At 32.5% G+C, this 14,217-nt stretch carries 15 protein-coding genes; 7 read left to right on the plus strand and 8 right to left on the minus strand.

The window, feature by feature from the left end:
* Positions 1–13: 13 nt before the first annotated feature.
* On the plus strand, positions 14–1,345 hold the full coding sequence (purD, locus tag HA146_RS07500; RefSeq protein WP_209108936.1) for a phosphoribosylamine--glycine ligase: 1,332 nt from the start codon (positions 14–16) through the stop codon (positions 1,343–1,345).
* A 4-nt stretch (positions 1,346–1,349) separates the two neighbouring features.
* Positions 1,350–3,416 (plus strand): HAMP domain-containing sensor histidine kinase, encoded by a 2,067-nt coding sequence (locus HA146_RS07505; RefSeq protein ID WP_209108937.1) that lies wholly within the window; start codon positions 1,350–1,352, stop codon positions 3,414–3,416.
* Here the strand turns inward: HA146_RS07505 and kaiC are convergent.
* Entirely contained in the window at positions 3,413–4,942 is a 1,530-nt protein-coding gene (kaiC, locus tag HA146_RS07510; protein WP_209108938.1) for a circadian clock protein KaiC, read from the minus strand. The genes HA146_RS07505 and kaiC overlap by 4 nt on opposite strands.
* Before the next feature lie 71 nt (positions 4,943–5,013).
* Positions 5,014–5,331, minus strand: a complete 318-nt coding sequence (kaiB, locus tag HA146_RS07515; protein WP_209108939.1) for a circadian clock protein KaiB — start codon at positions 5,329–5,331, stop codon at positions 5,014–5,016.
* A gap of 145 nt (positions 5,332–5,476) precedes the next feature.
* On the opposite strand from kaiB, the gene rplU reads away from it, so the two are divergent.
* A complete protein-coding gene (rplU, locus tag HA146_RS07520) occupies positions 5,477–5,917 on the plus strand; it encodes a 50S ribosomal protein L21 (protein WP_209108940.1) in 441 nt (146 codons plus the stop codon).
* 9 nt (positions 5,918–5,926) lie between these two features.
* Positions 5,927–6,187 (plus strand): 50S ribosomal protein L27, encoded by a 261-nt coding sequence (gene rpmA, locus HA146_RS07525; protein ID WP_011863458.1) that lies wholly within the window; start codon positions 5,927–5,929, stop codon positions 6,185–6,187.
* On the opposite strand, the gene HA146_RS07530 is transcribed toward rpmA, so the two are convergent.
* On the minus strand, positions 6,184–6,855 hold the full coding sequence (locus HA146_RS07530; protein WP_209109292.1) for a class I SAM-dependent methyltransferase: 672 nt from the start codon (positions 6,853–6,855) through the stop codon (positions 6,184–6,186). The genes rpmA and HA146_RS07530 overlap by 4 nt on opposite strands.
* 148 nt (positions 6,856–7,003) lie before the next feature.
* Between HA146_RS07530 and truB the strand changes: the two genes are divergently transcribed.
* Complete coding sequence (gene truB, locus HA146_RS07535; protein ID WP_209108941.1) at positions 7,004–7,927, plus strand: tRNA pseudouridine(55) synthase TruB; 924 nt, start codon at positions 7,004–7,006, stop codon at positions 7,925–7,927.
* Positions 7,928–7,930: 3 nt separating this feature from the next.
* On the opposite strand, the gene HA146_RS07540 is transcribed toward truB, so the two are convergent.
* Positions 7,931–9,103, minus strand: coding sequence for a SpoIID/LytB domain-containing protein (locus HA146_RS07540; protein WP_209108942.1), 1,173 nt, complete (start codon positions 9,101–9,103; stop codon positions 7,931–7,933).
* Positions 9,104–9,190: 87 nt separating this feature from the next.
* Here HA146_RS07540 and rnz point away from each other — a divergent pair, with 87 nt between their 5' ends.
* Both rnz and HA146_RS07550 read left to right on the plus strand, forming a co-directional pair.
* Positions 9,191–10,129, plus strand: a complete 939-nt coding sequence (rnz, locus tag HA146_RS07545; RefSeq protein ID WP_209108943.1) for a ribonuclease Z — start codon at positions 9,191–9,193, stop codon at positions 10,127–10,129.
* Positions 10,130–10,215: 86 nt separating this feature from the next.
* Complete coding sequence (locus HA146_RS07550; protein ID WP_245211337.1) at positions 10,216–10,764, plus strand: pentapeptide repeat-containing protein; 549 nt, start codon at positions 10,216–10,218, stop codon at positions 10,762–10,764.
* A 7-nt stretch (positions 10,765–10,771) separates the two neighbouring features.
* Here HA146_RS07550 and HA146_RS07555 read toward each other — a convergent pair whose 3' ends face one another.
* The 4 genes from HA146_RS07555 to serA form a co-directional block, all read right to left on the minus strand.
* Positions 10,772–11,137 carry a hypothetical protein gene (locus HA146_RS07555; RefSeq protein ID WP_209108945.1) on the minus strand — a complete coding sequence of 122 codons (366 nt, stop codon included), beginning with the start codon at positions 11,135–11,137 and terminating at the stop codon, positions 10,772–10,774.
* A 78-nt stretch (positions 11,138–11,215) separates the two neighbouring features.
* On the minus strand, positions 11,216–11,515 hold the full coding sequence (locus HA146_RS07560; protein WP_011376994.1) for a ferredoxin: 300 nt from the start codon (positions 11,513–11,515) through the stop codon (positions 11,216–11,218).
* A 144-nt stretch (positions 11,516–11,659) separates the two neighbouring features.
* Positions 11,660–12,562, minus strand: coding sequence for a 50S ribosomal protein L11 methyltransferase (prmA, locus tag HA146_RS07565; protein ID WP_209108946.1), 903 nt, complete (start codon positions 12,560–12,562; stop codon positions 11,660–11,662).
* An 18-nt stretch (positions 12,563–12,580) separates the two neighbouring features.
* The gene (gene serA, locus HA146_RS07570; protein WP_209108947.1) at positions 12,581–14,167 is read right to left on the minus strand and encodes a phosphoglycerate dehydrogenase; all 1,587 of its coding nucleotides are present in this window, start codon (positions 14,165–14,167) and stop codon (positions 12,581–12,583) included.
* Positions 14,168–14,217: the final 50 nt, after the last annotated feature.

Below are 14,217 nucleotides of genomic sequence, written 5' to 3' on the forward strand. Positions count from 1 at the left end.
CAAAAACAAACTTATGAGTATTAATTCAAAAAGTTCTAAGACCATCAGTAGGTTAAAAAATATTTTAATAATTGGCAATGGTGGGAGAGAAAATTCTTTGGCTTGGGCTATTCAAAAAAATGAATCAGTCAGAAAAGTTTATTTAATACCTGGTAACGCTGGATCAGAAAGAATAAAAAAATGTGAAAGAATAAAAATTGACATAAACAATAAAACTGAATTGGTTAAAAAGCTTGCTTTTTTAAAAATAGATTTAATTGTAATAGGACCAGAAATACCTTTAGCGAATGGATTAGCTGACTTTCTTCGCAAAAAAGACTTTAAAGTGTTTGGCCCTGGTAAAGATGGAGCAAAATTAGAATATAGCAAATCTTGGGCAAAGGAATTTATGCAAAACGCAAATATTCCAACCGCAAACTTTTGGAAAGTCAATTCTCTAGAAGAAGCAAAAAAAATTATCCATTCATCACCTTTTCCTCTAGTAGTGAAAGCGGATGGTCTGGCTTCAGGTAAAGGTGTTTTTATTCCCCATTCAAAAGATGAATGTTTTAAAGCAGCAGAATCAATCTTCAATGGTAAGTTTGGAAACTCTGGTAACGTGGTTGTTTTAGAAGAAAAAATTCAGGGTCCAGAAGTTTCAGTTTTTGCTCTTTGTGATGGACAGAGATACATATTACTTCCAACTGCACAAGATCATAAACGCCTCAATGAGAAAGATAAAGGTCCAAATACTGGAGGGATGGGAGCTTACTCTCCTGCCCCACTATTAACAGAAGATTCCCTTAACAGAATCATCAAAGAGATCATTGAACCCACAATAAATGAACTAAATAAAAGAAATATTGATTATAAAGGCGTAATTTATTTTGGATTGATGCTCACAACTTCTGGACCCAAAGTTATAGAATATAATTGCAGATTTGGTGATCCAGAATGCCAAACAATCATGCCTTTGATGGATCAAGATTTTTTATTTCTTTTAGAAAAATGCTCGATGGGAAATTTAACTGGGCAAGAAAAAATTGATCGTCATGATAAGGTTAGTGGTTGTGTAATAGCGACCTCAAAGGGTTACCCTAACGAATATAAAATTGGCTTTCCAATAAAAATAGGAAAAATTGACTCAACTGATTGTCAGATTTTCGACTCAGGTACTTCTCTAAGTAAAAATGGGGAATTACTAACTGATGGAGGAAGAGTCTTAAGTATTGTCTGTCAAGATAAAGATTTTGATATGGTTTTTAATAAAGCATACAAGAATTTAAAAGAAATAAATTTTGATGGTATTTACTTTAGAAAAGATATAGGTCATCAAGTAAGAAAAAACTTTTCTAAGGAGAATTAAGCTTGTGGTAGATACCAATAATCGAGAAAGTAGACAATATAACAACGCCGATAATGAAGATATTAATAATAACGATTGGATTAATAGCCTTTTTTCTTGGTGGAGTGGGTTTAGTTTAAGAACTAAATTGTTAGCAATAGCAACTCTCGTGGTAAGCCTACTAATGACAGGAATAACTTTTTTTGCACTAAATAGCATTCAAAGAGATGCTGGAATGAATGATACTAGATATGCTCGAGATCTTGGATTATTGTTATCCGGAAATATCACAGAATTAGTTGCTAATAACCAAAAAAAAGAGATTTCAAATGTAGCTGAAAAGTTTTGGAGATCAAGTCGAAATCTACGTTACATATTTTTTACTGATGCTGAAGACATAGTTCAACTTGGAATACCGATTAGTGCCACTCCAACAAGCTCAGAAAGTCAGTTTCAGCTCACTAGAAGATTAAAACTACCATCAGAATTAAAGAAAAGACCACAATTCCCACTAGTTAGGCAGCATGTTACACCTCAGGGTCAAGTAACAGATGTATTTGTTCCAATGCTTTGGAAAGGGAAATATCTTGGAACTTTAGCTTTAGGAGTTACACCTAATAAAAAAGCCCTAGCCAGTGCCGCACTAACAAGAGAGGTGACAATAGCAGTTTTTATCTCTATTTGGGTTTTAGTAATACTTGGAGCTGTATTCAATGCACTGACAATTACAAGACCAGTAAGGGAATTAGTAAGAGGTGTTAGGGAAATTTCAAAAGGGAATTTCAAATCCAGAATTTCTATACCTATGACAGGAGATTTAGGAGAACTTTTAAATGGATTTAACCGAATGGCCACTCAGTTAGAAAATTATGACGAAGCAAACATTGAAGAACTTAAAGCCGCTCAAATAAAGCAGCAATCACTAATAGCCACTATGGCTGATGGGGCAATATTACTTGATGCCAAAGGGAAGATAGTACTTACTAATCCAACAGCAAAAAGACTATTCCGTTGGGAAGGAAGATTCTTAGAAGGGAAATATTTTTTAAATGAGATCCCCGAAATTTTATCTAATGACCTACACACAAATATAGAATCTATCCTAAACAGAGAAAAGGAGAATGATGATTTAAGGTTTAGCTTAGGAGAACCGGCTAGAACTTTAAGAATTGTCTTACAATCAGTATTAGATACAAACAAAGTTGAATTAAAAGGCATTGCCGTCACAATTCAAGATTTAACAAGAGAGGTAGAACTAAATGCGGCACAAAACAGATTTATTAGTAATGTTTCGCATGAACTAAGGACACCACTTTTTAACATTAAGAGTTACGTAGAGACCTTATATGATTTAAAAGATCAGCTATCTAATGAAGAACAACTCGAATTTCTGGGTATTGCCAATTCAGAGACTGATAGATTAACAAGACTTGTGAATGATGTATTAGATTTATCAAGATTGGAGTCAGGGAAAATAATTAAACTGGAGGAAATGGATATAAAGTCAGCAATAGAACAGACTCTCAGAAACTATAGACTTAATGCTACAGAAAAAAATGTTTCATTGGCACATGATATAGAAGAAACTATCCCTTCAATACTTGGGAATTTTGATTTACTTTTACAAGTTTTTGATAATTTGCTGGGTAATGGATTGAAATTTAGTCCAAAAAACAGCAACCTAATGATAAGAGCATATACTTGGCCAGATTCCTGTCCTGCCTTACCCCCAAATAAAAGAGATAATGGAGCTCCACAATGTGAGTTAGTTTCACCATTACCAAAAGTAAGAATTGAAATTGCTGATACAGGATCAGGAATATCTCAAGCTGATCAAGAAAAGATATTTGATCGTTTTTATAGGGTCGAGAATTCCGTTCATACTGAGCAAGGAACTGGTTTAGGTTTATCTATAGTGAGAGGGATAATTGAAAAACATGGCGGAGAAATTCGTATGGCTAGTGAAATAGGAGTTGGAACAACCTTTTGGTTTGACTTATCCTTGGCACAATCTGATAAAGATGAATTGTTGACTCAAACTATTAACAATACAGATAACTTTTCAAGCTCTGAAATCAGCGAAATTATCTAATTATTATCTAACCCTTTAAAAACATTTTGAATATTTTGATCAGGCACAATTCTATGAGGGGCACCACTAAATATCTGTTCAAAGTTAGAGAAAGAATCTTTTATTTCAGGTCCTCGATTTGTAATAATAAATTCTCTTATTCGTTTATCATGCCATGATCCCCGCATTTTAAAAACATTTAAAGCTCTAGCCATCTCTCCTTTTATTTCCACATATTGAAGTAACAAGATAGTATCTGTAATGGTTGATATGTGAGAATCAGTAATAGAATGACTTCCCATAAATTCTTCTGCAGTATTAGTAAAAAAACCAGCTATCTCTTCTTGTTTTGTATAACCAGTTACTGCAATTACAAACTGTCTAAATGCGTTCAAACTTACACCTCTGGCCAATGCGGATAGAGAATCTATTGCCATTCTCTTTGGTTTAAATTGATTAATTTGCGTTTTTATAATTTGCAAGTGATCTTCCAAACCAGTTGATTCAGGATATGCACAAATGATTTTTAATAACCCATCACTTTCCATCTTTTCAAAGTCTATGCCCCAACTAGTTGCATTCCTAAGCAATTGAGCCCTAGATTCTTCATATGCGAAAAGTATTGCTCTTTCATTGTTGTCATAAGCATCTTCTACAAACTTTGATACAAGCATTGTCTTACCAGTACCAGTAGCTCCTGTGGCGAGGATAATGGAATCTTGAAAATAACCTCCTCCACACATATCATCAAGATCTTTAACTCCAGAACTAATTCTAATATTTGAAGATCTTTGCGTAAGTCTCATTGCCCCAAGAGCAAACACACTTATCCCATCTATACCCATAGTGAATGGGAATTCCCCTTTCATATGTACAGTCCCTCTTAACTTCAAAACTTCTAAAGTTCTTCTTCTCTTCTCTGACTCTAGAACATTCCTTAATAAGACAACATTATCAGAAACAAATTCTTCTACTCCATATCTAGCAATAGGGCCGTAATCATCAACCCTTTCTGTAGTCATAACTGTTGTAACTCCTATTTCTTTTAATCTTGCTATTAGTCTGAAGATTTCTCTTCTCACAACGTAAATGGCATCATATTGTTGAAAAACTGCAGTTATTGAATCTATCGCAACTCTTTTTGCTTTATATTTTCTTATTGCGTAGCTAATTCTCTCAATAAGACCAGACAAGTCAAAATTACCCGCAACATCTTGGCCGTCAGGATCTGGAGAGGCATCCAATATAAATAATTTATTTTGATCAATTAATTCTTGTAAATCCCATCCGAAGCTAGCAGCGTTTCTTATTATGTCTAAAGGTGATTCTTCGAATGTAACGAATATCCCAGGCTCATCAAAATTGCAAATTCCATGGTGTAAGTATTGAAGCGAAAAAACAGTTTTACCAGTCCCTGATGTGCCGCTAATGAGAGTACTTCTAGATACAGGCAGGCCACCTCTACAAACATCATCAAAGCCTTCAATACCGGTAGGTAATTTTTGTACCTGCATTTTATTTGATTTACCAAATTTCTTATTTTTCATGGTTTTTTCAGAAAATTTTCAATAAAAAATAAAAATTAAATTTATTTTTAATTAAAAAAGGTTTCTATATATTATTTATCTCCACTATATTCAGTTTCTGTTAATTCATCAAAAAGTAGATCTAAACCAATTAAAACTTTCTCTCTATCAGAGAGGTCACCAATTATTTTTCGAACTGGTGGAGGTAAAATTTTAGATAAGGTTGGGGTAGCTAAAATCTTATCTTCCTCTGCAAGTTGGGGTTCTTTAAGTACATCGATAACCTTCAAAGCATAAACCCCTTTAAATTCATTTTCTAAAATTCCTCTTAAAGTATTCAAAGCTCTCATTGAATTAGGAGTATTTCCAGCAACATAGAGTTTTAAAATATATGTTTTTCTTACTGCCATTGTTTTGATTCCTGAAATTGATACAAAAGATTTAAAACAACCCTTGACTTATTACACTACAAAATAAGAAAATAAACAAACTATATATGATTGCTTATTTGGCTTAATCAAATTAAAAATTTGAGCCTAATAGCGTCTTTAAGATATGACAAATTCTAAAAACTCTTCAAACAATTCTTCTAAAAGAAATGAGTTGTATGCAATAGCAGAAACTTCAGGACAACAATTTTGGTTCGAAGTTAACAGATACTATGACATAGACAGGTTAAATGCAAAAGAAAAAGAAAAGATAACATTAGATAAAGTTTTACTTTTAAAGGATAAAAACTCGATCACTATTGGTAAACCTTATATTGAAAATGCAAAAATTGAATTAGAAGTCGTTTCACACAAGAGAGATAAAAAAATTCTTGTATACAAGATGCGTCCTAAAAAAAAGACAAGAAGAAAGATGGGTCATAGACAAGAACTTACAAGAGTTATGGTAAAATCTATATCAACAGGTAAAAGTGCTCCTAAGTCTTCTTCAAAGAAGGAAACTGTTCAAAAGGAATCTAAACCAAAATCTGAAAAATCTACAAATTAAAATTTTCTAATGGCACATAAAAAAGGAACAGGTTCTACAAGGAACGGTAGAGATTCAAATTCCAAAAGACTTGGCGTAAAAGCTTATGGTGGAGAAAAAGTAACTGCTGGATCAATTTTAATCCGCCAAAGAGGTACATCCTTTTTGCCTGGAATCAATGTTGGCAAAGGCAAAGATGACACTCTTTTTGCACTAAAAGAAGGTACTGTAAGTTTCGAAAGTATTAAAAGAAATTTAAGGAATAGAAAAAGAGTTAATATAGTTATCTAATTTTTTTTATAAGCTCTTGTTGTTATAAGAATAGGATGAAAAACTTCTAAAAACATTGATTGAAGAGTCTTAAAAAACTTTTCAACTATTTCAACATCGTCGATATGGAAAGGATATTCATTTTTTTCTCCTTTATAGAAATACCAATTAAATAAAGCAATAGAATTAGAATCCATAAACTCATTAAAAATCTCAATTTGAGAAGCTGGATCGGCAAGATGTTCCAAAACATCAAGGCAAACTATCGTATCAAATTTCGATATTTGGGTATCTTTAATTGTCTTGCAAAAAGTAAGCTTCTTTTCGACTCCTAATTCCTTAGCCCTATATTCAACAAAGTTTCTATTTGTTTCATTAATATCTACAAAAAAAACATGCTCAACTTTTGAAGACATAGCATTAGCTAAGGCATGCGTTCCAATCCCTCCTCCAAAATCTAAAACTAAATCTCTAGAAAAACTCTGCTGAAGTTTTAAAGTATCCGAGATATAATCCTTACTTGCAATATGCCAAGCGGCTAAATCAGCTACATGCCGATCTCCAACAATCTCAGTATAAAAATCTGAAACATCATTTAAAGAATCTCCAGGATGTGAATTTGCCAAATTCATCTTTGCATTTGCAAGGAATCCATCTAAATCACATTCTTTCATTGAAAAGAATTGCATTAAATGTGATTTCAAATAAAAAGCATTATCTAAAAACTCTTTTAAGATAAAACTATTGTTTTTCAATTTCTTACTTTAAATTTCCAATACAAAAATAATAGAATGGTTATAAATCTTTCTCAAAGTATTCTTAATATTAAAATTAAAAATGGAAACTAAAGATGGATTCTTAGTAATTAATAAAGATAAAGGCTGTACCTCACATGATTGCGTGAAACAAATAAGGAAGTTACTAAAGATAAAAAAAGTTGGGCACACAGGAACTCTTGATCCAGAGGTTATAGGAACATTACCAATAGCAATAGGCAGTGCGACAAGATTTATTCAATATCTTCCTCAGGGTAAAACTTACATAGGACAAATTAAATTAGGGATAAGAACTAACACTGATGATATTCATGGAGAAATAATTAATCAAAAAAATTGGCCTAAAATCAGTGCTGAGAAATTAGATCAATATTTAAATAAATTCAGAGGAATAATTAAACAAATTCCTCCGAAAGTATCTAGTGTCCACGTCAATGGTGAGAGGGCTTATAAAAAATCTTTTAAGAATGAAAATTTCGAGTTAGCAGCAAGAGAAGTAAAAATAGAAGAACTTATTTTAATGAAATGGGACCAAATAAATGGAATCATAGAGATAAATATCAAATGTTCAGCTGGCACATATATAAGATCAATTGCAAGAGATTTAGGAGAAATGCTTAATTCCGAGGGTTGCCTTCTACAACTAAAAAGAACTTCAGCTTGTGGCTTTGATGAACAAAACTCTATAAAAATATCTGATATAGAAAAAGAAAAGGGGGGTGGCAAAGCTTCACATTTTATTATTCCAACAATTTCTGCTCTTAATCACATTCCATCATTTGTCTTAACTAAAGAAGAACAAATCAATTTTTGGCAAACTGGAAGAGCAATTGAAGTTCATATTAATTACTTTAAGGAAAGCAAAGCTTTTGATTATAAAAAACCCATCAAAGTAATAGATAAAAGAAAAATACTACTTGGGATAGGCTTCTTAAATAAAGAGCAAACTAATATAAATCCAAAATTAGTCCTTAATGCAAAATGATTTTTATAGATAATCTTTTTTAAAAGGTTTAATCTGCACACCCCTATAGAAATGCTTTAATATTTTTTCCGCTTTTTGACCTTTAGAAGCCATATATTTTGCACCCCATTGACTCATTCCAACGCCATGACCAGATCCCTGTCCAAAAACCACTAAACCTTTTTCTATGGGAAATTGTTTACTTTGTTCTTCAATTAATTTAAATCTAACGAAAGTACTATGAAGTCCTAATTTTTTTCTTAAATCTACCCCGGAAATTTGATCAGAACCATATGCACCATAAAGCTTTACATTTTTTACTCTCCCAGTATCAGTAATATTTAAAATTTCTATATTTTTTAATCCTCCAATTTTGGGGAATAAATTTAATAATTCCTTATTAGAAAAATTTTTCTGCCATCTAAATTTTGGATTTTTCTTATCAAAATCTTTAACACTAGATAAATATGGATATTTATTTTTCCAAACATCCTGACTATTTTCTGTCATCCCTCCTGAACTACTATGAAATAAAGCATTAATTAATTTTTTTTTATACGTCAAAACTAAAGATCTTGTACTTTTAACGGCTCGGATAGTTTTATAAGTTCTTGACTCTAAGCCATTATAGACTTGATTTCTCTGGGTAGAATCGATATCAAATAGACTATTTCCCTTTTGCTTTAAAGCATAAGTTCTTGAGGCAATTGCTTGTGCTTTTAATGCTTCCATTGGCCATTTTGTTGGCATCTCTGAACCAACCACACTACTTAGGTATTTTTCAATTCCTAAAACATTCACTACTAATATTTCAGAATCAAGTACAAAGAGATTAATTTTACCTGAGAATCTTTTCTGACCTACCCAAATACCTCTGCCATCAGGAGATCTAACTTGAAATTTTTGATTACCTTTTAACTCATATTTTTTTTGTTTATTCTTATCAAAATATAAAATTTTTCTATTTTCCTCATTTTTCAAAGTTAAACCTTTTATTTTCTTATTTGAGAGAAACTTTCCTTCTATGATTAAAGGAATTGATTTATCTGATCTAATCCTTATATTGTTATTTTTTGATATCAAAACTCTAATTATTGGTTCTCTAAATGCAAAAACAGTTTCACTCTGAAAAACACAACAAAATAAAATACTAATCAGACAAAATTTACTATATTTTTCTTTTAATTTAAGTATCACTTTGTTTAAAAAACAAATTCTTAATTTGCCTAAGTCTGACTATAAGTCTAGATTTAATCCAGATATCAAATAAAAATATCATATTAAGTGAATATAACCTTCTTAGGAACGAGTTCAGGTGTCCCTTCCTTAACAAGAAATGTTTCTTCATTAGCTCTTAAATTATCACAATCTTCAGAAGTTTGGCTTTTTGACTGTGGAGAGGGAACACAGCATCAAATAATGAAAAGCAATATTAAATCATCGCAAATAAAAAAAATATTTGTTACTCATATGCATGGAGACCATATTTATGGTTTACCTGGCCTTTTGGCTACCTTAGGTTTATCAGGCAATAGTAATGGTATCGAAATTTATGGTCCTTCAGAATTACGAAGTTTTATAAATTCTGCGCTAAGTAGTAGTTTTTGTAAATTGTCGTTTCCATTGCATTTTGTGGAAGTTGAAAATTTTGCATCAGAAAATAAAATTTTATTTGAAAACAACAAAATAAAAGTAAATTGCGCCTGCCTTAAACATAAAATACCTGCATATGGTTATCGAGTGAATGAAAAAGACAAGCCAGGTATATTTGATATCGAAAAGGCAAAGTCTATGAAAATAGCTCCTGGGCCAATTTATTCAAAACTACAACAAGGTAAAAAAGTCGTATTAGCAGATGGAAGAACTTTTGATGGGAAAGAGTTCTGCGGGCCTCCTAGAAAGGGTGAAAGTTTTGTTTATTGCACAGATACTGTCTTTAGCGAATCAGCAGTATCATTATCAAAAAATGTCGATTTACTTGTACATGAATCGACATTTTCTCAGGAGGATGAGAGCATGGCCTATGAAAAATTACATTCCACAACAATTATGGCTGCGAAAACAGCATTATTATCTAATACAAAAAAATTAATTATTACTCATTTAAGTCCAAGATACACTAATAGAAATTCAATTACACCAAGCGATTTGCTTAAAGAGGCACAAAAAGTTTTTCCAAATACTCACCTCGCCAAAGATTTTCTAACTGCAGAAATTAAATAAACTGCAACAGTTCGTTAGCAGGAGCGTTGTAAATGACCAACCCATGAAATAATAGTCATAGGTTTTTATATTTGATGTTGATCGAAATGGTTACTTTTTTTTCGTTCCTAAATAAGTCTCTGAAAAGACTTTTAATTTTTCTTCCATTGATTATTGGTTTACTTCTTAATCCAATTTCAGCAAATGCACTCTATCCTAGTGATCCTTCATCAGTAGATGGATTGAAAGGAGATCTTCATGGTGCAGATCTTCAAAACAATGAATTTGTAAAATATGATTTATCTAATCAAGATTTAGGAGAGGCAAATCTACAAGGCGCCTATATGAGTGTAACAACTGCAGCAAATTCTAGTTTCAAAAGCGCCAACATGAAAGATCTTATTGCATATGCTGTACGTTTTGATAATGCTGATTTATCTGATGCAAATCTTACTAATGGTGAGCTGATGAAAAGTGTTTTTGATGGGGCAACTATAGATGGAGCAGACTTTACTGATGCAACTCTTGATCTTCCTCAAAGGAAATCATTATGTGAAAGAGCAACAGGTACTAACTCAAAAACTGGAGTGGATACAGTAGATAGTCTTGAATGTTCAGGCTTAAGAGGTTATATTCCGGCGACACCAGAAGCTTAATTATAAACTAATTTAATTTGGGTAAACAATTACCAGGCTCTTTAGAGCCTGGTTTTTTGCTGTACCACCATTCTTGTATATCAGAAGAAAATCTCTTTGAGAAAAGAGTAATTACTGTTTCAACAGGTTTTGATCCAGGCTCCAGAATCTGAACAGAGTAAGAGGGACATTTTCTTGAAGCCATATCTGCTACGAACCTAGAACCAATTCTCCTCCAGCTTGGTTCCTTGCTACGCCATGCCAACCTTGAACAGGGCCAAGGTAACTCTTCCCTATCATATAGTCTGCAACATGGTCCGATAACTTTATAACTGTACTGGCCTCCATAACTTGATTGAACACTTCCATTTTTAAAAAATTCAAATTTATTCATTATGAACAAAAAAGCCACCTTAATAGAGGGTGGCAGAGAAATAATAAAATATCAACTTTAATAAGTTAATTTTTATAATTAGTACAATTCTTCCTCAGCATGAGTTGTAATTGTTACATCAGATGTTGGATAAGCTACACAAGTAAGTACAAAACCAGCTTCCAATTGATCATCATCCAAGAAACTCTGATCAGATTGATCAACACTTCCTGAAGTAACCTTGCCTGCGCATGTTGAACAAGCTCCAGCTCTACAAGAATATGGGAGATCAATTCCCTGCTCTTCAGCAGCATCTAGAATATATTGATCATCAGGTACTTCAATGGTTGAATTGAGTCCTTCACCTTCGCTGATGAGTGTAACTTTGTAAGAAGCCATTTAAATAAATAATTGTTGGGTAATTAATACCTATCAAATACATTTTTAACATTGATTGAGTCGATATGTGTGATTTTGAAGTAAAAAATGACACAATAAAATGTATTCAAGATTATCTATAAGAAAAACTTATATTTAGGTGAGTTAACTGCCTTTTTGAGCCGAAATACAAGTCCAATCTTTTTTAGAAGATATATCCAATAATTTCAAGTTATTTTGAATTAATATTTTGATAATTTCATCTTTTTGTGAATTAAGAATTCCACTAAAAACAACTTCCGCATCATTTCTCAAACAATGATAAATATTTGGGATCATTTCTTTTATTACTTCAGCAAGAATATTACACAAAACAAAATCAAATTTTTTGAATTGATATTTGAAAATTATCTCATTAAAAGATCCTAAATATGTCTTTAGGCTTTTTGAGTTACCGAAATTTAGTTGAAAATTAGAGTTAGTAGAATTTATAGCTAGATAATCATTATCAACTGCATAAACCTCTTTGGCTCCCAGTAATCTTGCAGCAATGCTCAAAATCCCGCTACCACTCCCAATATCTAATACTCTTTTTTTAGAGAATGAAATATTCTCCATTTTTTCTAAACATAAATAGGTGGAGGGGTGACTTCCAGTACCAAAGGCTGCCCCTGGATCAATCTTTATGATTTTTTTATCTTTAAATTTATCATCCGAATTTATCCAACAAGGCAATATTAAAAAATGATTTCCTATTAATTCAGGGCCCCAATATTTCTTCCAGCTTGTTAACCAATCCTCCTCTTTAATAATACTCCAGTCAAAAAATTGATTCTTAGAGTCATTAATGTTTAGAAGTTTGCTAATTATTTGTTCAAAATCACTTATTGAACTCTCGTCCCATTCCTCAATTGGAAGCCATATATTTACTTCTTTTTTATTATCAGTTTTTATCAAATATTCAAATGAAAAACTAAAAATTCCTAGCTCATTTAATTTCCAAATAATAATTTCTTCCGAATCACTTTCTATTTGAAAGGTTAATTTATACCAATTTTTATTTGCCATTATATAGAGCAAAAATATTTATAAAGTAACTGGATTAGCACTAGTAATTCCCTCTACTTCAATAATAGTGTCAAGCAACTTATTAGGTATTGGATCATCAATACTTAGAACCATAACAGCTTCTCCTCTAACAATTTTTCGCCCAACTTGCATAGAGGCAATATTTACATTGTTGCTACCTAATAAAGACCCTAGCTTGCCAATAATACCCGGCATATCTCTATGCCTAGTAACCAACATATATCTGCTTGGGGATACGTTAACTGGATATTGATCAATACTAATAATTCTTAATTCTCCATCAGCAAAAATGCTTCCTGCTACGCTATGGTCGCCGTTATCTCCATAGGTGGTTAACTGAAGCGATCCACTAGCAAATTCAGGTCTTGCCTCATCTTTACTCTCGACCACTGAAATACCTCTTGAATTTGCTTCTAGAGAAGCATTCACATAATTGATCCTATCTCCCAAAGCTTTACTTAGAAGGCCTTTTAGACTGGCTATTATTAATGGTTGGGAAGGATGTTGAACAAATTCACCTTGAAGCTTTACCTCTAACTTTTGGATCTGTCCCCCCGAAAGCTGACTAATAAGAAGGCCCATTGTCTCTGCTAACTGTAAATGAGGCTTCAGACTATCCATAATGTCAGGACTTAAACCAGGAATATTAACGGCAGTTCTAGCAGACAACCCAAGCAAGACATCTCTTATTTGTTCAGCTACGTCAACAGCTACATTTACTTGCGCTTCTTTTGTAGAGGCTCCTAAGTGAGGAGTGAGAATAAGATTGTTTTCTACCTTCAAAAGGGGTGAATTAGATCCCAAGGGTTCTTCTGAGAAAACATCTATAGCTGCTCCACCAATTAATGATTTATTTAATGCTTCTGCTAAAGCTTCTTCATCAATTATTCCTCCACGAGCACAATTTATTAGTTTTGCATTATTTTTCATACTTTTTAAAACCTTCATATCAACCAAATTTTCCGTCTCAGGTGTGCGAGGTAAATGCAAAGTTACATAATCAGATTGTTGAAACAAGACTTCTAATTCAGATAGTTTTACTTGTAATTGTTGCGCTCTTTCTGTTGAAACAAATGGGTCATATCCATAAACATCCATTCCAAGCGCATTAGCCACTTTAGCTACATGAGTGCCAATTTTGCCTAAACCTACTACACCTAATTTTTTCCCGAAAAGCTCATTACCCACAAATTTCTTTCGTTCCCATTTACCTAAGAAAGTACTACTACTAGCAATTGCGATATTTCTTGATAATGCCAACATCATCGCTATCGTATGTTCAGCAGCAGCTATGGTATTACCGCCAGGTGAATTAACAACAAGTACTCCTTTTTGAGTTGCAGCTTTAACATCTACATTATCTACTCCAACACCTGCCCTTCCTATTATTCTGAGTTTATTGGAAGAATTAATAATCTCCTTTGTCACTTGAGTCCCAGAGCGTATCATTAAAGCATCATAATCTTTGATAATTGAAGCTAATTCAGAGTTTGAAATTCCTATTCGCTGATCTACTTGCGCTACTTGTGAAAGAATATCAATTCCTGTTTGATCAATTGGATCTGTAATGAGAACTTTTGTCATTTATGAGTTGTTCTTTAATCTTTTACTTTAACTTAATCTATAGTAGTTGT

The organism is Prochlorococcus marinus CUG1416 (assembly GCF_017695965.1).
In the GTDB taxonomy this organism is placed as follows: Bacteria; Cyanobacteriota; Cyanobacteriia; order PCC-6307; family Cyanobiaceae; genus Prochlorococcus_A.

Excerpts from the sequence above, each read along its gene's own strand:
- purD (WP_209108936.1), top strand. The coding sequence starts at position 14 with ATGAGTATTAATTCAAAAAGTTCTAAGACCATCAGTAGGTTAAAAAAT.
- kaiC (WP_209108938.1), bottom strand. The coding sequence starts at position 4,942 with ATGAAAAATAAGAAATTTGGTAAATCAAATAAAATGCAGGTACAAAAA.
- kaiB (WP_209108939.1), bottom strand. The coding sequence starts at position 5,331 with ATGGCAGTAAGAAAAACATATATTTTAAAACTCTATGTTGCTGGAAAT.
- rplU (WP_209108940.1), top strand. The coding sequence starts at position 5,477 with ATGACAAATTCTAAAAACTCTTCAAACAATTCTTCTAAAAGAAATGAG.
- rpmA (WP_011863458.1), top strand. The coding sequence starts at position 5,927 with ATGGCACATAAAAAAGGAACAGGTTCTACAAGGAACGGTAGAGATTCA.
- HA146_RS07530 (WP_209109292.1), bottom strand. The coding sequence starts at position 6,855 with ATGCAATTCTTTTCAATGAAAGAATGTGATTTAGATGGATTCCTTGCA.
- truB (WP_209108941.1), top strand. The coding sequence starts at position 7,004 with ATGGAAACTAAAGATGGATTCTTAGTAATTAATAAAGATAAAGGCTGT.
- HA146_RS07550 (WP_245211337.1), top strand. The coding sequence starts at position 10,216 with ATGGTTACTTTTTTTTCGTTCCTAAATAAGTCTCTGAAAAGACTTTTA.
- HA146_RS07555 (WP_209108945.1), bottom strand. The coding sequence starts at position 11,137 with ATGAATAAATTTGAATTTTTTAAAAATGGAAGTGTTCAATCAAGTTAT.
- HA146_RS07560 (WP_011376994.1), bottom strand. The coding sequence starts at position 11,515 with ATGGCTTCTTACAAAGTTACACTCATCAGCGAAGGTGAAGGACTCAAT.
- prmA (WP_209108946.1), bottom strand. The coding sequence starts at position 12,562 with ATGGCAAATAAAAATTGGTATAAATTAACCTTTCAAATAGAAAGTGAT.
- serA (WP_209108947.1), bottom strand. The coding sequence starts at position 14,167 with ATGACAAAAGTTCTCATTACAGATCCAATTGATCAAACAGGAATTGAT.